Origin of the sequence: Nostoc sp. UHCC 0252, from assembly GCF_034931145.1 — a bacterium.
Taxonomy (GTDB): domain Bacteria; phylum Cyanobacteriota; class Cyanobacteriia; order Cyanobacteriales; family Nostocaceae; genus Nostoc.
Genome location: NZ_JAYGHE010000030.1, coordinates 16,175 through 35,639, shown reverse-complemented (window position 1 = coordinate 35,639; position 19,465 = coordinate 16,175). Strand labels below are relative to the sequence as shown.

At 42.7% G+C, this 19,465-nt stretch carries 19 protein-coding genes; 11 read left to right on the top strand and 8 right to left on the bottom strand.

What is annotated here, in order from left to right:
• The first annotated feature begins 179 nt into the window (after positions 1 to 179).
• A complete protein-coding gene (gene csaB / locus VB732_RS17770; RefSeq protein ID WP_323232266.1) occupies positions 180 to 1,217 on the top strand; it encodes a polysaccharide pyruvyl transferase CsaB in 1,038 nt (345 codons plus the stop codon).
• Positions 1,218 to 1,289: 72 nt separating this feature from the next.
• Here the strand turns inward: csaB and pgeF are convergent, their stop codons facing one another.
• Positions 1,290 to 2,084 (bottom strand): peptidoglycan editing factor PgeF, encoded by a 795-nt coding sequence (pgeF, locus tag VB732_RS17765; RefSeq protein ID WP_323232225.1) that lies wholly within the window; start codon positions 2,082 to 2,084, stop codon positions 1,290 to 1,292.
• Positions 2,085 to 2,161: 77 nt separating this feature from the next.
• Between pgeF and VB732_RS17760 the strand changes: the two genes are divergently transcribed.
• Together VB732_RS17760 and VB732_RS17755 are read left to right on the top strand one after the other, a co-directional pair.
• Positions 2,162 to 2,983 (top strand): biotin--[acetyl-CoA-carboxylase] ligase, encoded by an 822-nt coding sequence (locus VB732_RS17760; protein WP_323232224.1) that lies wholly within the window; start codon positions 2,162 to 2,164, stop codon positions 2,981 to 2,983.
• Between the two features lie 90 nt (positions 2,984 to 3,073).
• Positions 3,074 to 4,651 carry a M23 family metallopeptidase gene (locus VB732_RS17755; RefSeq protein ID WP_323232223.1) on the top strand — a complete coding sequence of 526 codons (1,578 nt, stop codon included), beginning with the start codon at positions 3,074 to 3,076 and terminating at the stop codon, positions 4,649 to 4,651.
• Between the two features lie 123 nt (positions 4,652 to 4,774).
• Here VB732_RS17755 and VB732_RS17750 read toward each other — a convergent pair whose 3' ends face one another.
• Positions 4,775 to 5,455 carry a riboflavin synthase gene (locus tag VB732_RS17750; protein WP_323232222.1) on the bottom strand — a complete coding sequence of 227 codons (681 nt, stop codon included), beginning with the start codon at positions 5,453 to 5,455 and terminating at the stop codon, positions 4,775 to 4,777.
• Positions 5,456 to 5,795: 340 nt separating this feature from the next.
• On the opposite strand from VB732_RS17750, the gene VB732_RS17745 reads away from it, so the two are divergent.
• The 4 genes from VB732_RS17745 to VB732_RS17730 all read left to right on the top strand — a co-directional run bounded on the left by VB732_RS17745 (position 5,796) and on the right by VB732_RS17730 (position 10,367).
• A complete protein-coding gene (locus VB732_RS17745) occupies positions 5,796 to 6,293 on the top strand; it encodes a bifunctional nuclease family protein (protein ID WP_012406891.1) in 498 nt (165 codons plus the stop codon).
• A gap of 93 nt (positions 6,294 to 6,386) precedes the next feature.
• On the top strand, positions 6,387 to 7,517 hold the full coding sequence (locus VB732_RS17740; RefSeq protein ID WP_323232221.1) for an aldo/keto reductase: 1,131 nt from the start codon (positions 6,387 to 6,389) through the stop codon (positions 7,515 to 7,517).
• A 234-nt stretch (positions 7,518 to 7,751) separates the two neighbouring features.
• Positions 7,752 to 9,560, top strand: coding sequence for an ABC transporter ATP-binding protein (locus VB732_RS17735; RefSeq protein ID WP_323232265.1), 1,809 nt, complete (start codon positions 7,752 to 7,754; stop codon positions 9,558 to 9,560).
• A 165-nt stretch (positions 9,561 to 9,725) separates the two neighbouring features.
• The gene (locus tag VB732_RS17730; RefSeq protein WP_323232220.1) at positions 9,726 to 10,367 is read left to right on the top strand and encodes a Uma2 family endonuclease; all 642 of its coding nucleotides are present in this window, start codon (positions 9,726 to 9,728) and stop codon (positions 10,365 to 10,367) included.
• A gap of 38 nt (positions 10,368 to 10,405) precedes the next feature.
• Here VB732_RS17730 and VB732_RS17725 read toward each other — a convergent pair whose 3' ends face one another.
• Positions 10,406 to 10,636: a type II toxin-antitoxin system HicB family antitoxin gene (locus VB732_RS17725; RefSeq protein ID WP_323232219.1), complete on the bottom strand. Its 231-nt coding sequence runs from the start codon at positions 10,634 to 10,636 to the stop codon at positions 10,406 to 10,408.
• Positions 10,636 to 10,848, bottom strand: coding sequence for a type II toxin-antitoxin system HicA family toxin (locus VB732_RS17720; protein ID WP_323232218.1), 213 nt, complete (start codon positions 10,846 to 10,848; stop codon positions 10,636 to 10,638). The genes VB732_RS17725 and VB732_RS17720 overlap by 1 nt, the downstream gene beginning before the upstream one ends.
• Before the next feature lie 88 nt (positions 10,849 to 10,936).
• Between VB732_RS17720 and VB732_RS17715 the strand changes: the two genes are divergently transcribed.
• On the top strand, positions 10,937 to 11,647 hold the full coding sequence (locus tag VB732_RS17715; protein WP_323232217.1) for a hypothetical protein: 711 nt from the start codon (positions 10,937 to 10,939) through the stop codon (positions 11,645 to 11,647).
• Positions 11,648 to 11,737: 90 nt separating this feature from the next.
• Here the strand turns inward: VB732_RS17715 and VB732_RS17710 are convergent, their stop codons facing one another.
• Together VB732_RS17710 and VB732_RS17705 are read right to left on the bottom strand one after the other, a co-directional pair.
• Entirely contained in the window at positions 11,738 to 12,259 is a 522-nt protein-coding gene (locus tag VB732_RS17710; protein ID WP_323232216.1) for a GNAT family N-acetyltransferase, read from the bottom strand.
• Positions 12,249 to 12,533 carry a DUF1778 domain-containing protein gene (locus VB732_RS17705; RefSeq protein WP_323232215.1) on the bottom strand — a complete coding sequence of 95 codons (285 nt, stop codon included), beginning with the start codon at positions 12,531 to 12,533 and terminating at the stop codon, positions 12,249 to 12,251. The genes VB732_RS17710 and VB732_RS17705 overlap by 11 nt, the downstream gene beginning before the upstream one ends.
• A gap of 214 nt (positions 12,534 to 12,747) precedes the next feature.
• Here VB732_RS17705 and VB732_RS17700 point away from each other — a divergent pair, with 214 nt between their 5' ends.
• Complete coding sequence (locus VB732_RS17700; RefSeq protein WP_323232214.1) at positions 12,748 to 15,363, top strand: U32 family peptidase; 2,616 nt, start codon at positions 12,748 to 12,750, stop codon at positions 15,361 to 15,363.
• Positions 15,364 to 15,382: 19 nt separating this feature from the next.
• On the opposite strand, the gene VB732_RS17695 is transcribed toward VB732_RS17700, so the two are convergent.
• Positions 15,383 to 16,270, bottom strand: a complete 888-nt coding sequence (locus VB732_RS17695) for a LysR family transcriptional regulator (protein WP_323232213.1) — start codon at positions 16,268 to 16,270, stop codon at positions 15,383 to 15,385.
• Positions 16,271 to 16,404: 134 nt separating this feature from the next.
• Between VB732_RS17695 and VB732_RS17690 the strand changes: the two genes are divergently transcribed.
• Positions 16,405 to 17,181: a methyltransferase domain-containing protein gene (locus VB732_RS17690; RefSeq protein WP_323232212.1), complete on the top strand. Its 777-nt coding sequence runs from the start codon at positions 16,405 to 16,407 to the stop codon at positions 17,179 to 17,181.
• A 65-nt stretch (positions 17,182 to 17,246) separates the two neighbouring features.
• Positions 17,247 to 17,819 (top strand): hypothetical protein, encoded by a 573-nt coding sequence (locus tag VB732_RS17685; RefSeq protein WP_323232211.1) that lies wholly within the window; start codon positions 17,247 to 17,249, stop codon positions 17,817 to 17,819.
• 225 nt (positions 17,820 to 18,044) lie between these two features.
• Here the strand turns inward: VB732_RS17685 and VB732_RS17680 are convergent, their stop codons facing one another.
• Positions 18,045 to 19,202: an extracellular solute-binding protein gene (locus VB732_RS17680; protein WP_323232210.1), complete on the bottom strand. Its 1,158-nt coding sequence runs from the start codon at positions 19,200 to 19,202 to the stop codon at positions 18,045 to 18,047.
• Between the last annotated feature and the right edge of the window lie 263 nt (positions 19,203 to 19,465).

Here is a 19,465-nt window from a genome sequence, read left to right as displayed (position 1 = left end):
AAAGGTTCAACCTCCGAGTTCAGAAGCTCAACGTCCGAGTTCTGAGAGAGTTATAACTATCTTCTGCACTATTCAAAATAGAATTTGGGAATGAGTTTACCATCTGTATCGGGGACAGAGATTCATTTAACAATAGCTATTAATCCAAAATCTAAAATCCAAAATCCAAAATGGTCAAAATGCGGGCATTATTGTCTGGGTATTACGGTAAAGGTAATGGTGGTGACGAAGCTTTGTTGGCAACGCTTCTGCAAATGTTACCATCTCACGTAACGCCTGTGGTACTTTCGGGGAATCCAAAGGAAACGCGCGATCGCTACAATGTAGAAACTTGCGATCGCATGGCTCCCTTACCTGTATTGCAAGCTTTACGTTCTTGCGATGCCTTAATTTGGGGCGGTGGAAGTCTTATTCAAGATGTCACCAGTACTATCAGCCCATTTTATTATGGGGGACTGATGGCATTAGCGCAGAAAATGGGTTTGAAAACTGTTGCTTGGGCGCAGGGGATTGGCCCGTTAGTGCGTCCGCAAACTCGTTGGTTGGCACGGCAAACTTTTGGTAATTGTACCAAAGTTAGCGTCCGCGATCGCGCCAGTGCTGCTTTATTATCTGATTGGCAAATTCCTTGTATCATAGCTCCTGACCCGGTTTGGGCGTTGGAATCTAAACCAGTGCCGGGACTTTGGGATTTACCTGCGCCGAGAGTTGCAGTAACGTTGCGATCGCATCCCCTACTTACAGAAACACGGCTAGCAAACTTAACTCGTGCTTTGGTGGACTTTCAAAAAGCTACGCAGGCTTTTATTTTACTACTGCCATTTCAAAAAAGTGAAGATTTAAGTATCGCCGAAGCTATTCAACCACAACTTAAAGATGTCAGCCAGATTTTGTGTTTAGAAGATCCACAACTTTTAAAAGGTGTGTTTCGTGGTGTGGAGATGGCGATTGGGATGCGCTTACACAGTTTAATTATGGCTGCTGCTGAAGGTTGTCGCTGTTTTGCTCTCAGTTACGATCCCAAGGTAAATCGTCTCATGGAAGATTTAGAAATGCCTGGGTGGGATTTAGCGAGTTTACCAGATGACCCCAATTTGATTAGCTTGGCTTGGATGGAGCATTATGCAAATGGCGATCCTTTATCATCTGAGAAAATCCAATCTTTGGTTGATGGTGCTTTAATACACCGTGAGTTGTTGAGTGAAGCTTTGAGTTAAAGAATTTCCCAAAATTATACAGACTAACTATCCCGTGATGAGAATATAGGCTAGCGACTAAATAATTACGAATTACGAATTATTTTGACTTGTTTTACCGCTAACAATCCCTGACCACTGTACTTTTTTCTCTTTTTCTCGGCGGTAAGAAAAGAAATGTTCTGGAGTTTGGAAAGTGCAATAAGGTGCGATCGCAATTTGTTCTGCACTTATTCCCATATTTTCCAGTTGTAAGGTATTCACTCGCCGCACATCTAGCCGTACCTTGCCTGGATTAGGATCTTCTAGTAAAGGTGAATTTGGTAATTCATGCAATGCCGTTAAAATTTTTTCTTCGTCATCGTGTGATATAACACTAGATCCGATTTCGGCAGCCACTTCGATAGAGACTTGGTAAACCTCACCAGCGATCGCGGGGCCCATTGCAACGCGTAAATCATCGAGTTTGCTGCCTTGAGATTGTAGCCGAGCGATCGCTAGGGGCACAATTTTCTTAGCAGTCCCCCGCCAACCTGCGTGTAATGCTGCCACCTGTCCAGTTTTTATATCCCCAATTAGCACGGGTGTACAATCTGCGCTAGCGACCCAAATGGCTTGTCTTGGCTGTTCGCTCATCAAACCATCCGCCGATGCTAAATCCTCCTCAGCAGAGCTTAAGAAGTTTTCAACTTCTTGGGGAGTGAGAACAGTATTGCCATGAACCTGCTTTAAGCGATAGACTGATGCCTCTGGTTGCAATACTTCTGTGATAACTTGTGGCGATCGCGGCCAAAACTGCTGGGTAAAGAAGCCGTGATGCCAATGTTCCAGAATACTACAAGTTAGAAAAGGCAGTCCTTCCGAATTGCGCCAGTGCCAAGTGTGCATCTTCAACCAAACCTAAAGAAAAATCACTCATCAGCCAATCAATGCTAACTTGAACAACGGAATTTGGGTTAACTGCTGTGGGATTTAATCTGCAAAACTTGGAAGCAGCCTTAAAAGCAAGGCAAAAGTGTGATACATATTTACCATTTTCCCTCCACTTTTTTGAAAGCGTCTCCTCAACAAATCAAACCCTTTGGGACTTAGTTAACCAAGGAGCTATTTCGGGAACAGCAGTAATTGCAACTCAGCAAACTGCTGGGCGGGGACAATGGGGACGCGAGTGGATTTCTCCAGCAGGGGGATTATATGTTTCCGTGGCGATTTCTTTTGATCACAAAATAGAGGCTACTGACAGCTACCAACTAACTTTCGCTACAGCTTGGGGAATTGCCTCTCAGTTGCGCCAGCACGGTATAGATGTTGGAATAAAATGGCCCAATGATTTAGTTCTCAATGGTCGCAAACTAGGCGGCATTTTGACAGAAACAAAAATAAACAAAGGACAAATCACTCAAGCAGTAATTGGTGTTGGTATTAACTGGACAAATCCAGTCCCCGAAACAGGAATCAACCTGGAATCGTGGCAAGCTTTGCAAGATTTCAGACCAATTTCTTGTCTAGAAATGCTCACCTCTATCGTCTTGCTGGGAATAGAATCCGGTATGAAGTGCCTTTGCCAAGAAGGAGTAAGCATACTCTTGCCTCGCTATCTGGACTTGCTTACAAATATGGGTGATCAGGTGTATGTCAATAATCTTTTAGGTACTGTAGTTGGAGTGACACCTCAAGGAAATTTGCGAGTTTATTTACAAATACATCATCCAAAGGAACTAATTACACCGGAAATTTATATTCAACCCGGTACAATCAGTTTGGGGTACCATAAATCTTCCGTTTAAATTTGAGGTTTGTTCAAAATTCCGCTCTTTGGGCAAGACAAACCACTAGCATCATCTCTTTAGGCTAATTACACACAACTGAGAGAACAAATGACGCAGCGCAATAATTCTGCCCATCATCGTTTGCATTGCTTATGGCAGCAAGGTCTAACAAAAAAACGTTTTGCCTCAACACTACCAGCCCAGAGCCTCTGCTGGCTGAGTAGCGTTAGCCTCCTTAGCGGCGGCTTTGTGTTTGCCCAAACGGAAACACAAATAGATAATATCGTTCCCACTGTTGAAAGTTCCAAGCCTTCAGCAGTTACAAATCCAGTTAAAGCTTCGACTCCGCTCGGCTTAAAAAAACAGGCTGTTGCACCCGAAGCCGTTCAAGCACAACCGGAATTTTCCCAACGGCGAACCAGACTCAAACAAAGATTGCGTAAGCCAGAAGTTGCTCAATCAAAAGAACCAGTTAGACAGTCTACGCCCAAAATCGAAACTGCTGAACCTGTTGTAATTATCAGACAAAAGCCCAAGGTAGAAGCCTCCCAGGTAACTCCTGCAAGAGTGAGACAGGAAAAACCCAATACCCCTGTCCGCTATGCACCTAAAAAACTTCCAGAAGTTGCTCAACCATCAAATAACTCTAATAGCTCTGTTAGTGCAACAGCAGGGAAAACCAAGGATTATAATAACGCCTACATTGATCCTAATAGTTATGACAGTGGTGCTACAGGTACTTATCAAGCACCAAATTCTGTAATTCTCACAGAGCGCTCCAGTGGTTGTCGAGCCATTTTACCTTCAGGACAAAGCGTATTGGGCGGCATTTGCGCCAAAGTACCCCAAAGGAATGTAGCTGATTCTGCTGGTAAAGCAGCACCTAATTGGCTGAAAAGAAGTCAAAACGCCCAATTACCAGTAGTTCCAACCGTGCGGCAAGTTGCAACTACTAGCAATACCAGTAGATGGCGTGCTGCTCAAAGTGCTTCTAGCAGCGTCACCAAGAGCGCATTTCGCCCGAATCGGTTTATCCCAAGTCCCGGCGAGTTTAGCCCCACAACAGTTAGTGCAACTCCCATCGCGCCCAGTGGCGGAACTTTACTCCCACCAATGGCAGATGGTAACATTGCACCCCGCCCCAGCAATGTAGCTTACGACTTCTCACTGGCATCTGTATTACCGCAAATCCCTTACACGGGGAGAGTTGCATATAGTGGTACGGGAATGATGTATCCCCTGTCTATTCCTGCTTCCATTACTTCTGTATTTGGTTGGCGAATTCATCCAATCACAGGTAATCAACGCTTCCATGCTGGTACAGATATAGGTGCGCCTACGGGTACGCCAGTTTTGGCAGCTGCTGCTGGTCAGGTAGAAACCGCTAACTGGTTGGGCGGTTATGGTTTAACTGTCACCCTGAATCACAAATCGGCTCAACAAACCCTCTACGGACACATGTCAGAAATCTTTGTTCAACCTGGTCAATGGGTACAACCTGGAACTGTCATCGGTCGAGTTGGCAGCACCGGCAACTCCACAGGGCCTCACCTGCACTTTGAAGTTCGCCATTTGACACCGAACGGGTGGGTTGCTACTGACCCAGGCGTGCATTTACAAAGCGGCCTCAGTCAGTTAGTACTAGGCTTACAAACTACTCAGGTAAGCCAAAAACCAGGTAGCTAGAAGAAGCAGGGGGCAGAGGGACAAGGGGACAAGGGGACAAAAGTTTAGAACTTACAATAAGTCTTTCGCCTTGTCCCCAATTCTCCTTGTCTCCAAGTCCTCTTTCCCATTCCCCATTCCCAATTACAAATACCCGTGTTCTGCTAAGAATGCGGGTGTAATGCCATCTAAACTTGTTTCATCAGTGGCTGTGGTGTGTGGATTGCCAGAATAAAGGAATTTTTCGACGTATTTGCCGAGAATATCCCCTTCTAGATTGACCAAACTTCCAGAAACCAAATAGCGAAGATTTGTCTCAGTGTATGTGAGGGGAATCACCGCCACCTTGAATTGAGAGAGTTCTGGCTCATAAGCGGCTACTGTGAGACTGATGCCATTAACAGTTATGCTACCTTTGGGGACAATGTACCGTGCGATCGCATTAGATGCAATAAAAGTCATTTCCCAAGAACTAGCCGTTTGTTCTGCCACTAGCAATCTACCGATGCCATCTACATGGCCCATTACAAAATGACCGCCAACTTTACTGCCTACCCTTAGCGACGCTTCTAAATTGACATATCTCTGTTGCGTTTGCTCACCTCCTAACGTGGTGCGGCGGAGAGTTTCCGGTGAAGCTGTGGCAATAAACCCGTCTTTTAAAACTTGTTCTACTGTCAGGCAAACACCATCAACAGCAACACTGTCGCCATAAGCCAAATCTTGCATAATTACTTCACCAGACTGGCTTACACAAGTAATTTGCCAAGAATCGCCCCCCAAGGGTTCTATCGTTCCTAATGCCTGGATTAATCCTGTAAACACAGCTTTTTTGTCAAACTATCTCTATTTATTGCCTAATTGTGCCGAAAGTCAATTGGTAATTGTCACAAAAATTTAGAACATTCAAGTATATTTTCTGACTTTTTTTAGTCTATGAATATTAACACATTAGCATCCTTCACGAGGCATACTTGGTTAAGAAGGTTATTGTCTAAGAAGACCAATTTGACTTACTCTGGTTTTCACAACAAGTTCGGAGTTTAATAGAAGCAATTATAGAGAACGAATGCTTATGTTTATTACTGTCGCCAAACCGCCCAAAAATGGGTACTATTTGTTACACAGCATCCAAGGCTCTCAAGTCATTGTAGAGGCTTAGGCAATGATTGAAATGAAAGTTGCTGGCATAGCATTAGATGCCATAACCCGCAGCCCGATCGTCCTTTTGAAAGATTCTTCAGATCGGCGGGCTTTGCCAATTTACATTGGTCAGGAACAGGCTAGGGCAATTATGGGTGCGCTGGAGAATCAGAAGCCTCCCAGACCCTTAACTCACGACCTGATTGTGAATCTTCTAGAGACTTGGAATATGACTCTAGAAAAGGTGATCATTCATTCCCTGCAAAAGGATACATTTTATGCAGCCTTAATTGTCCAGCAAGGCGAGGTCAAAAAAGAAATTGACGCGCGTCCTAGCGATGCGATCGCCATTGCCCTCCGTACAAATACCCCCATTTGGGTAATGGAAGAAGTAATTGCTGATGCTTCTATTCCTGTTGACCGCGATGCCGATGAAGCCGAACAGCAAGCCTTCCGTGAATTTATTTCCAATCTCCGTCCCGAAGATTTGATCAAGCGCTTTGGTAATGGCGACAGCTAGACAATTTTAGATTTTGAATTTTGGATTTTAGATTGAAGGAAAAATCTAAAATCTAAAATTTAAAATTGAATAATTCCTAACTCTTTGTTAAAGATGCAATACCGACGCTTTGGAAAAACGAATCTGCACCTCTCGGTTTTTTCCTTGGGAACAATGCGCTACCTAGCTTCTTTTGAAAATGCTCATCAAACCATTGAACAAGCCTTAGCGCTAGGAATTAATCATCTCGAAACTGCCAGAGGTTACGGCAAAAGCGAAGAGTATCTTGGTAGGGCGTTAAAAGCTGGGTTGTCAGTACCCCGAACAAGGCTTTACATCACTACCAAAATCTCAGCCACAGCAGATGCTGACACCATGCGTCGGTGCATCGACGAATCCCTAGAACGATTACAGCTAGATTATTTAGATTGCTTAGGCGTTCATGGCTTGAACACTTGGCAGCATTTAGAGTGGGTGCAAGCCAAAAATGGCTGTATGCAAGCCGTGGAGGAAGCTATTGCTGATGGTCGAGTGCGACACGTTGGTTTTTCCAGCCACGGGTCATTAGAGGTAATTCAGGCAGTTATCAAGACAAATTTATTTGAGTTTGTCAATCTACATTATTACTATTTTTTTCAACGGCACGCACCAGCAATTCAACTAGCTGCTCAAAACGACATGGGTATTTTCATTATTTCCCCTGCCGACAAGGGAGGACAGTTGTATACGCCGCCTCAAACTCTAAAAGACCTATGCTACCCGTATTCACCCTTAGAGCTAAACTATCGATTTTTACTTTCTGACAACCGTATTACTACTTTGAGTATAGGCCCGGCCAACCCAGATGAATTAAAGGAACCTTTGCAAATCGCTGACGATGATGGAGGGTTAACATCAGCAGAAAATTCTGCTTTCCAGAGGTTAGAAAATCAGCAAAAAGTTGCTTTAAAAACTGATAAATGTAGCCAGTGTTATGCCTGTTTGCCATGTCCAGAAAATATCAATATTCCAGAGGTATTGCGGTTACGAAATCTTGCAGTGGCATACGATATGAAAGATTATGGACAATATCGTTACGGAATGTTTGAAAATGCGGGTCACTGGTTTCCTGGAATGAAAGGCAACCGATGTACAGAATGCGGTGACTGTTTGCCCAAATGTCCAGAAAAGTTAGATATTCCAGCTTTATTGGAAGATACTCATGAAAGATTAAGTGGCAAAGCTGGTAGAAGATTGTGGGGATGAGGAGGCAAGGGGGCAGGGGAGGTAAGAAAAGTGATTTGTATCAATTATTTCGTGAAATGGCGTGACCACCCCGAAACATAAAGACCCCAAAAAGTTTTTAGGTTTTAACTTCGGGGTTTTCGGCGAACATTCTCAGAAAAATGTAAAATTAATAAAGATTTAATAGAGTCAGGAAGATTCGCCCAAGCTGGGGTATCTCGCCCAAAAAAAGATGAAGATTAAAAAAAAAGAAATATCCTGCGGCAATCGCTGACGGTTTTCCGCTACAGTGGACGGGCTGTAAGCCTAGTATGGACTACTAGCCGATCGCTTACTATTCTTCTGGCGAGTTTAACTTTGGTAGCTGGTCTATTGCCGGCGGCGATATCCTACATCAGTAAGTTAATTGTGGATGCAGTGGTAGTTGCCTCTCAAGTTAACTCACAAAGCAATAGTTTTGTCAATATTTATCCTTCCCTATCTTATGTAGGATTAGAAGCGATCGCTGTAATTTTACTAGCAGGCGGTCAACGGGGAATCATCATTTGTCAATCGTTATTACGGGCGCTACTGGGTCAACGGGTAAATGTACTCATCTTAGAAAAGGCGCTGACACTCGATCTCAGGCAGTTTGAAGATTCAGAATTCTATGATAAATTGACCAATGCCCGACGAGAAGCATCTGTTCGTCCCCTTTCTTTAGTAAACCGCACCTTTGGGTTAGTGCAAAATGCTCTTTCCCTGTTCACCTACGGTATTTTGCTAGTGAATTTCTCAGTTTGGGCGGTGCTAATGCTGATTTTAGCTGCCATACCTGTATTTATTGCCGAAACAAAGTTTGCTGGGGAAGGCTTTCGATTATTTAGTTGGCGTGCGGCAGAAACCCGTCAACAGCACTACTTAGAAAATCTGCTAGCAAGAGAAGATTTTGTCACAGAAGTCAAACTCTACCAACTAGGAGAGATGCTGCTAGGACGTTACCGCAACCTATTCGATCAACTCTACGGCGAAGACCGCGATTTGACTCTGCGACGAGGAGTGTGGGGATATCTCCTGGGTTTAGTTAGTACTGGCGCTTTTTACGTAGCATACGCTTGGATTGTGCTAGAAACAGTTCGAGGTAGGATTTCTTTGGGAGATATGACAATGTATCTCACTGTATTTCGCCAAGGACAATCTACTTTTTCCAATGCCCTGACTTCTATTGGAGGGATGTATGAAGATAACCTATATTTATCAAATCTCTACGATTTCCTCGAAGAGAAAGTACCAAAGTCTTGGGGTAACGCAACCATTGGTTTAAATCCTCAAGATGGTATTCGTTTTGAGAACGTATCATTTACTTACCCAGGAACTTCTAAGCCAGCATTGACAAACATTTCGCTGCACTTGAAACCCAGAGAGAAACTGGCAATTGTCGGTGAAAACGGTTCTGGTAAGACTACCTTAATCAAACTACTTACCCGACTCTACACCCCTGACTCTGGGCGAATTTTCTTAGATGGTTTGGACTTGCAGGAATGGGATGTGGATGTGTTGCGTCGTCGGATTGGTGTGATTTTTCAGAACTTTGTCCGCTACCAGTTTACTGTGGGTGAGAATATTGGCGTGGGCGATGTAGAACATCTCGAAAACAAAAACCGTTGGCAAACTGCTGCTGAAAAAGGCATGGCGCAATCTTTTATTGACCAATTACCCCAAAGTTTCCAGACTCAACTTGGTCGTTGGTTTAAGGGAGGACAGGAACTTTCTGGGGGACAGTGGCAGAAAATTGCTTTGTCTCGTGCTTTTATGCGATCGCAAGCAGATATCTTGGTGTTAGATGAACCAACATCAGCAATAGATGCCCAAGCTGAGTTTGAGATTTTCAATCATTTTCGCACTGTTACTAAAAATCAGATGGTACTTTTGATTTCCCATCGCTTCTCAACGGTACGAATGGCTGACAAAATTTTAGTTATAGAAAATGGGGAAGTTATAGAACAAGGAACTCACGAAGAATTGTTAAAGCTAGGAGGACGTTATGCCAAGTTATTTCTGTTACAAGCAGCTGGTTATCAATAGTATGTGAGCTATTTTGTGAATTGAGATAGCGATGCCTAAGTTAGGCTGCGCCTACGCTCACTTTTTACAAAGTACATAACATCTCTATCTAACCACGTTAAACTGTTCAGTAAACATGAGTCATTAGACGCTCCGTATCGTTAAACATTGCTACCTGATAAAATTATGCAAATAACAAAACAGCGATACTATACCCCAGAGGAATATTTAGAGCTAGAAGAAGCTGCTGACTACAAAAGTGAATACATTGATGGGGAAATAATTCCTATGGCGGGTGGAACAGTAAATCATAATCAAATAGCACTCAACTTAAGTACTGAGTTAAATTTCGCTTTTAAAAAGCAGAACTACCGGGTTTTTATGGGTGATGTTCGTCTATGGATACTCCAAAAGCTTACCTATACCTATCCAGATGTGATGATTCTGGCAGGTGAACCAGAGTTTTTTAACAACCGGAAGGATGTAATTCTGAATCCACATATTATTGTTGAGGTCTTATCAAAATCTACCAAAGGCTACGATTCTCCTGCGGAGACGCTATGCGAACGCCAAGATAAATTTGAAGCTTACCGAACTATTTCTACCTTTCAAGAATATCTGTTAATTGACCAAACAAGAATTTATGTAGAGCAATTCTCTAAAATTGGTAAAAAGCAATGGACGCTTCGTGAATATGATGAAGAAGATGAAGCGATCGCACTTGTAACCGTACCCTTTGAGATTTCTCTACAGGATTTATACAACAAAGTTAAGTTTGAGCCTGTTGAGTCGGAAGGGGAAAGTGCTGATATTGAGGGATTGGGGTAAGGGTGCGACCCTACTTGTGCAGAGTATCTTAAAAAGATTTAAGCCACTTTTAATGGTTTCTGAGGGAAAGTAATTGGCTCTGGTAGAGGTTTTCCTTGCTCTTCATACCATTCAATCAGAGATTCAATCACTTCATGTCCATGTTTAGCGGCTTCTTCATAAGTCTTACCATGAGTGTGGAATTGCTGCCAAGGGAATTCCGGTAAGTGTACTAAGTAGCAATTATCCTCATCTGACCATTGAATTACCATACTGTAGCGATCGTTCATTATTCCTCCTCTATTTTTTCTAATTGTTTCAAAACACGATTGACTTGCTTTTCCAAGTATCGGGGTGCATCATCTCCATCTTTTCCCGCAATCGTAACTGGTTCGTCAGGTATCAATGGGTGAGTCCAGAAGGTATGACTACCTTTAGCAGGACGATAGACAAACCCAGCCTTCAACAAAATTGCTTTTAACTCTCTGATTTTTTTGGGCATTTACCCTAAATTTAAACAACTGTGTTACTATCTCACTGGTATAAATGTACTATATAAATAAAATATAAATTACTAAATAGTAGAGTTTATGAATCAAAACACAGATAAATTCATTTTTCCTGAGAAAGGGTTTTACCTTGTAGTTGATAAAGTTGCCGAAACAGATTATTTCCTCGATATGTTGAAAAACAAACAAGACAGCTACCAAGAATTTAAGTATATATTTAGTGCGTTTGTTTCGGCTGCAAGAAGTATTACTTTCTGTCTGCAAGCTGTCATGTCTAAATACCCTGGTTTTAATGAATGGTATCCTCAACAGCAAGAGAAATTAAAAAGTAGTAATCTTGCTAAATATTTTGTGGAGTTAAGAAATCAAGTTCAGAAGACAGGAACCATTCCTATTACTCACAGTGGTTTCTTTGGAGGACAACCTCTTGAGATTGTCTATTCTTATAGATTTGAATTTGCAAAAGATTTAAATGTAAAAGACATTCCTGATGGTGAAGTGCTTCAACTTTGTCATAACTATTTTACTGAAGTTTTAGAAATTATTTGCAAATGCTATCGAAAATTTGACGTTTATGTTGATCCTAGAATAATTTTCACTGTGAAAGGGCTTGAAAAACTTGGATGGTCAATCGAAGATTTGGAGGAAGCATTAGGCTTTCCTAGAGGTTACACAGATATAGAAGATTGGTCTGAAGATAATAGGACTGAGATAAGGCTTCAAGTTTTAAGTAGGTATGGTAGTGATGAAGAACTAGAATACTTTTTAAGTAAGTACAAGATCACAGCATAACCTAATTAGATAATGCTACTTAGCACTATCCAAATCTGATGAAAAGCGATCGCTCTTTTCACAGTAACCTTTAAAATTTATATAGCTCTGTTAACTAAACTCTCTAACTATCGTTGCTATCGGCAAAAATAATGAGAGTTCATTATCTTGAAAAGGAATAAACTCATACTTGAGATAAAATTCTTTTGCTTGTAAATCGATAGCATCAACTCTCACAGCGCACATAGCAATTTCTTGAGAAGCACGAACAGCACGATAGAAAGCATCAGCTAATAATTCACCTCCTAAACCTTGTCCTTTAACCGAGTTATTTACAGCTAATCTCCCAATCAGCATTGCTGGAATCGGATAGGCAGGCATTCCACGATTATAAGATTCCGGTAATGATTCATACTTAATAACGCTGGCACTGACAGTATAATAGCCATCAATCTTCAAGCTTCCTGATGCCGGAATTGCTACAAATGTTTTAGCAATCCCTTTATTATTATTTTGGCGTGCATATTTCTTAAGATAATCATTTAAAATTGCATAACCGCAATCAAAAGAATCTTTTTGATGCGTTTTATCAATTGGTACAAAATTCCATCTTGCCTCGCTATCACTTGTCATACTTCTGTCTATATTTGTGAATAGCAGATTTGAGTTTTCCCTTCAGTTCTGGCGGATTTTCCATTACTGACATAAACAAATCTCTATCACGATTCGACAGCACAAGCTTTTCATTTGCATCTATATCTTGCTTGGCAACTGGCAAAATATGAAAAAGTGTATAAGCACTCAAAGAAATTCCTTTAAGACTCGCAGCCCGTTCTAATAGTTCTTTTTGCTCTTGGGTAACTCGTAAATCGATGCGGCAATCTTTTGCAGATGATATTTCTGACATGGCTAATTCTCGCCTTTAGCTGAGTCTCTATCTACAGCATAACTGATATTAGTGGACAATGTACACACAATATTTGAACCCAGGATCATTTTCTCATCACCTCCAGGTAAACTAAAACACTAGCGTGGCGATAGCGATGCCTGCGGCAAAACGCACCATCCCCTAATAACTTAGATAAAATCACTATGGTGCTAGTTAACCTCTCCTAAATCTGATGAAAAGCGATATCTCCGATGGGCTACGCCTACGCTCCCCTTCCCAACCCTCCCTTCAACGCCCTGAATTACTCGCGCCAGCAGGTAATTGGGAATGTGCCAAAGCTGCTGTGGAAAATGGGGCAGATGCGATTTACTTCGGTTTGGATCGCTTCAACGCCAGAATGCGGGCACAAAATTTTACTGAGGCAGACTTACCCCAATTGATGGCATTCCTCCACCGTCGCGGCGTAAAGGGTTATGTCACTGTCAACACACTAATATTTCCCCAAGAACTAGCAGAAGCACAGCAATATCTCCGCACAATCATTGCAGCAGGTGTGGATGCGGTGATCATTCAGGATGTGGGTATATGCCGTCTTATCCGTCACCTGTCACCCGATTTTCCCATCCATGCTTCCACCCAAATGACTATTACCAGTGCGGCTGGCGTGGAATTTGCCAAGTCCCTCGGCTGTCAATTGGTAGTGCTGGCGCGTGAATGTTCTCTTCAGGAAATTAATAAAATTCAGCAGCAGATTGCCCAACAAGAAACTTCGCTGCCCTTGGAAGTCTTTGTTCACGGTGCTTTGTGCGTGGCATATTCCGGTCAGTGTTTGACTAGTGAGGCTTTAGGTGGACGTTCTGCCAACCGAGGTGAATGTGCCCAAGCTTGCCGGATGCCCTACGATTTAATTGCTGATGGGGAAGTTGTAAATTTAAAAGATCGCAAATATTTACTCAGTCCTCAAGACCTAGCAGGGTTGGATGTTCTGCCAGATTTGGTGAAATCAGGAGTAACTTGTCTCAAAATTGAAGGTCGCCTAAAAGCTCCAGAGTATGTTGCTAATGTCACCCGCGTTTATCGCCAAGCCTTGGATGGAGTGATGGCGGAATTGGAAAGACCTAACCCCCTAACCCCCTTCCCTGCGAGGGAAGGGGGAATAAAAGCTCCCCTCTCCGTTTCGGAGAGGGGCTGGGGGAGAGGTCAATCAGATCAAGAACACTACAACTTAGAAATGGCATTTTCTCGCGGACTCTACACGGGTTGGTTTGGCGGGATTAATAATCAGGAACTAGTTCACGCCCGCTTTGGTAAAAAACGTGGGGTTTATTTAGGTGAAGTCAGCCGCATTCACAACGAACAGGTAACAGTCAAACTGGAAGCGCCTGTAAAACCAGGGGATGGAATAGTATTTGACTGCGGTCATCCAGAGGCGAAGGAAGAAGGCGGCCGGGTTTATGCTGTGGTGTCCAAAGGTAAAGAAACCATGCTGACATTTGGGCGAAATGATTTGAACCTGCGGCGAGTGCATATAGGCGATCGCATTTGGAAAACCAATGATCCAGAATTGGATAAGCAACTACGTCAAAGTTTTGCTGGCGAGAATCCTCAATTTCAGCGTCCAATTGATGTAGAGGTTTATGGAGAAATTGGTCAGGCGTTGATTGCGATCGCCCGCGATAAACTCGGTAATATTGTACAGGTAGAATCTGCAATTTCTCTGGTGGAAGCGCACACCAAACCCTTAGATACAGAGCGTTTACAAGAACAATTTGGTCGTCTCGGTAACACCCCTTTCTGTTTAGGAACACTAACCAACCACCTTAGCGGCGCTATTCTACCCGTCAGTGAGTTAAACCGGATGCGGCGGGAAATCGTAGCACAGTTGGAAGAATTGCGAAGTCAACCCAAACGCTGGCAATTACATTCTGATGTCTCTTTCCAAAATTTACTCCCCTCATCTCCCACCCTGCGGGAAGCTAAAGCTACATCTCCTTCACTCATCGTCCTAGTACGAAATCTCAAGCAACTGCAAGCCGCCCTCAAAGCTGGTATTGAAACACTGTACTGTGAATTTGAAGACCCCCGCGCCTACCGAGAAGCGGTGCAGCTAGTACATAAACAAAGGCAACAATCCCCATTTCCCACAATTTGGGTTGCACCACCCCGAATTACCAAACCTGGGGAAAACTGGATTTTGCAGCAAGTACGTGCCTGTGAAGCAGATGGCTATCTGGTGCGGAATTATGATCAACTACAATTTTTTGCCCAAGACCGTTGTATTGGAGATTTTTCGCTCAACGTTGCTAATCCTTTAACAGCAGGCTACTTTCAGCAACACTTTGGTTTAGAAAGGCTGACGGCATCCTATGACCTAAATATTACCCAACTGCAAGACCTGCTCACCAGTTGCCCACCCCAGTGGTTTGAGGTGACAATCCATCAACACATGCCGATGTTTCACATGGAGCATTGTGTATTTTGTGCCTTTCTCTCGACAGGTACAGATTACACTAACTGTGGACGACCTTGTGAAAAACAGGAAGTGAAATTAAAAGACCGTGTAGGCAGCGAACACGTTCTCAAAGCCGATGTCGGTTGCCGCAATACTGTATTTAACGGCACTGCTCAAACTGGAGCCGAGTACGTACAGCGCCTCATAGAACTGGGATTACGTCAGTTTCGCATTGAGTTTGTCAATGAAACACCAGAACAAGTGAGTAAAACAATACATTTTTATACTCAACTACTGCAAGGCGAGATTACAGGTTCCCAACTCTGGCGCGAGTTGAAACTGCAAAATCAATTGGGCGTAACTCGTGGCCCTATGGGAGTGTCTGCATTGCGATAATAATTGCAAGCTGCCCTATTTACCATTGCTGGGCAGCTTGTTTAACTATTTCCACAAGCCGTAACGCAGTTGGCGATGTCTCGTTTTTTCGCCAAATCATTGCGATCGCTACTTTTGGCGTAGGTTCTTGTAAAGTTTTATAAACTACCCCAATCCGTTGCAAATTTTGCAAAGATGCTGGGACGATCGCCACACCCATCTCGGCTGCTACTAGGCTGACAATCGTTTGCATCTGGATAGCTTCTTGGGCAACCTTGGGACTAAAACCTGCTTGCTGGCAGAGACTAATGATTAAGTCGTAAAGTCCTGGTGCTAATATCCTGGGAAATAAAATAAACGGTTCATTGGCAAGGGATGTCAAACATACATTAAATTGACTCGCTAGCAAATGTGCTTCAGGTAGTGCCACCATCAGCGACTCTTGAAAAATTGTTTCGCAACTAAATTTATTTTCTTCAACAGGTGGACGCAATAATCCTACATCCATTCGACCTTCTCGTAACCACTCTAACTGTTGATCTGTTGTCAGTTCATGCAACTCGATGCTCACACCAGGAACGCAACTACGAAAGGTTTGCAGAATAGTTGGCAAAATATTATACGCCGCAGAACTGACAAAGCCGACTACCAACTGTCCAATTTCGCCACGACTGGTTTGCCGCCCGACTTGGATTGCCTGTTGTAATTGCCTCATAATTTGCTGCACTTCACTCAGAAACACTTGCCCCGCTTCTGTTAACTGTACTTTTCGTTTCGTGCGGTAAAACAGTTCAAAACCCAATTCTCCCTCTAGCTGCCGAATTTGTTGACTTAGGGGAGGTTGGGCAATGTGTAATCGTTCCGCCGCCCGTCCAAAGTGCAATTCTTCCGCCAAGGTGACAAAGTAGCGCAAGTGTCGTAGTTCCATCTGTTACCTAAACTCATATCTTTAAAATATTAGTTAAGGTGAAAATATATATTGGACATAATTAAAAATCTTTTTTATTGTGATGATTAGGCGGTGATGAATCGGCAAATTAACACACTGTAATTTCACTATTTATGAATAATCTTTCGATACCTAAAAACTCTTGGGATGCTGCTCTTTACCAAGATAAACATGCTTTTGTCTGGCAGTATGGTGAGGACTTGCTAAAATTCCTCAACCCTCAGCCAGGAGAATCTATTTTGGATCTTGGCTGTGGTACTGGACAACTCACAGAAAAAATTGCCCAAGCTGGTGCTGAAGTCATGGGAGTTGATTTTGCACCCGCAATGATAGAAAAGGCTAGAGAAAACTATCCCCATATCCGCTTTAATGTTGCTGATGCTAGGAACTTTCAAGTAGACAAGCCATTAGATGCTGTGTTTTCCAACGCTGTATTACATTGGGTGAAAGAAGCAGATAGCGCGATCGCTTCCATCCATCAATCCCTAAAACCCGGAGGCCGTTTTGTGGCAGAATTTGGTGGTAAGGGAAATGTGCAAGCGATCGCCACAGCTTTAGAAAGCGCCTTAGAAGCAATTAACATCCCCACACAAGCCCTAAATCCCTGGTATTTCCCTAGTATTGCTGAATACGCCACCTTACTAGAACACCAAGGCTTTGATGTCATTCATGCCATGCTTTATGCTCGTCCAACTCCTTTAGCAGAAGGGGAAGCAGGTATGGCAAACTGGATTCAGATGTTCGCCAGCAGTTTTTTAACAGGACTTTCTAGTGAGCAACAAATACAAGTAATTCGCGTCGTTGAGGAATATCTCAAGCCAACACTGTATCAACAAGGAACTTGGATAGCAGACTATCGAAGAATTCGCATCGTTGCCATTAAACATTAATTAAAATGTGCGAATTTTTACTACTGCCTTAATTACGAATTACGAATTACGAATTAGTATCAGCTATGCATATACCTAAATTGTGCGACCCTACACCCCTTTGGGCATCCTACGGCAGGCGTTGGCGCAGCCATCGCCAAACATCATTTTTATTATTACTAACCATTAGTTTCACCACTTTACTAGTCTCGCCCTCACTAGCACAAACTCCCCCAATACCGTCGCCTTCTAGTGCGCCTCTAGAACTAGACTTATTGACCAAGCCAAAATACTCGGTAATCACAGCTAACACCATAAACCCAGAAGGATTAACCGTTCCCAGTTTATGGTGGGCACAACAGAATTCTGAGAGAAAGCTATTGGATAATTGGATAGCATATCCAGCTTCTGACAAAGAACCTGCACGAGTAGACTTGATCGTGAATCAGCAAATTTGGAGCTTACTAGAGTATGTAGAACGCTACGACTTCGTAAATCGCTTGGGTAGCGCAGCACGTAACTTTGGTTATAACGTCCGGGTATTTAACTATCAAAAAGAACCCTTAGCAACCTACACTTGCAACTTCAGTACAAGCCCAGCTTTATGCAGTATTCAAACCACTCTCAAGAACAAGATAGGGTTACAGCGTTCCTTGTAATAGACCTCTTGCAAAAGTCAAAAAATCAAGAATGTCATTCTGAACGGAACGCAGTGGAGAGAAGAATCTCACTACTCTGTTTAGCCCCGCTCAATATGACAATTTAAGCATTTATGCAAGAGGTCTAATAAGTAGTTAGGAGTTAGGAGTTGGAAGTCAGGAGAAAATCAGGGAGATGGGAAAATTTCAATACCCAATTCCCAATCCCCAATCCCCAATACCCAATTAAACCTTCATTTTGGCGAATAAAGATTCGTATTGTTTTATTATAGATGGCGATAAGGGAAGCAAAAACTCACTTTTATCGAAAACTTGGCGATCGCTTTGTAACAGGCTCCGTAATGGTTCTTGAATGTCGGAAGCAGTAATATTTGTAGAAATTGGGGAATTACTTTTAGTTAACACTGAAATTTGTTTAGCTATGCTTGGTTGCCAACAAAAATCAATCCATTGATCTGATAAGGTATTCTTAGTAATACCTGCCGGACGTACCCACAAGTCTGCCCATATTGCTGTTCCCGATTGGGGGATAACTGCGCCAAGTTGCGGATAACGTCCCAGAACTTGCAGTACATCACTTGACCAACCAACAGCTAGCCAAGTGTCTCCCATAATTAGAGGTTCTATGTAGTTATTGGAACTGTAGAACTTTACCTGTTGATTTAATGTCTGTAATTCCTTTTCCAAGTCTGGTACTTGGTCAATATTCTCCGTGTTGTAAGACCTTCCTAGCTTCTTTAAGACTAGACCAATAACTTCTCGTGGTTGATTAAGTAGAGAAATGCGTTGCTGCATTCCATCTCGCCACAAATCACTCCAATCTTTGGGTATCCAACCTAATTCTTCCAACTTATCACGGTTATAAACAATCACCGTGCTACCCCACCGATAAGGCGCACCCCAAACTTTTCCTTGAGTATCCAAGTTACCTTGATCGTTGCGTGTTACTAATTTTTTCCACTTTTCATCTAAAACAGACCATTGCTTTAATTGATTTCCCTGTACCTCTTGGAGTGGTTGAATGAGTTTCTGCTCAATAGCTGCTTTTAGCCAGTAATCTCCTAACGTCACGAGGTCTGCATCAGCCGTTTTTTGACCTTGCCTAAAGGGTATAAAACGGCTCCATCCTTGCTCATCGATAGATTTTGGTTTTTGCTGCCAATTTTGTAATTGCTGAAATAAATCTTGTATCTGCTCGACTGGAGCAAACTTTAACTGCGCCTGTTGCTGCAAACCATTGCGGAACTGATTTACCAACTGACTAGGTATAGAACCTTTTAATAGTTGTACTTTTAGTTGCGTCGGCTTGTTTCCACCACAACCAAAAAGCAGTTGTGAAAGTACCAGTGTGCTTGTACTTAGTAAAAAAGATCGTCGATCCATTGATTTTGGATTTGAGATTTTTGATTATACCTAATATTAAGAGTACTCCAAGTAAAAAAATGCTCAATTGTCATTGCGAGCGAAGCGAAGCAATCCCAGCCCTTGCGATTGCTTCGCTTCGCTCGCAATGACGGGTTTTGGATCATTTATTTTTTGGAACACTCTAAGCAGAGATTTACCAGGGTTGACTATCTAAAAAAAATGGAGTTGGAAAATCACCTGTATTTTTGCTTGATAATGCCGATAATTTTGAATACTTAACG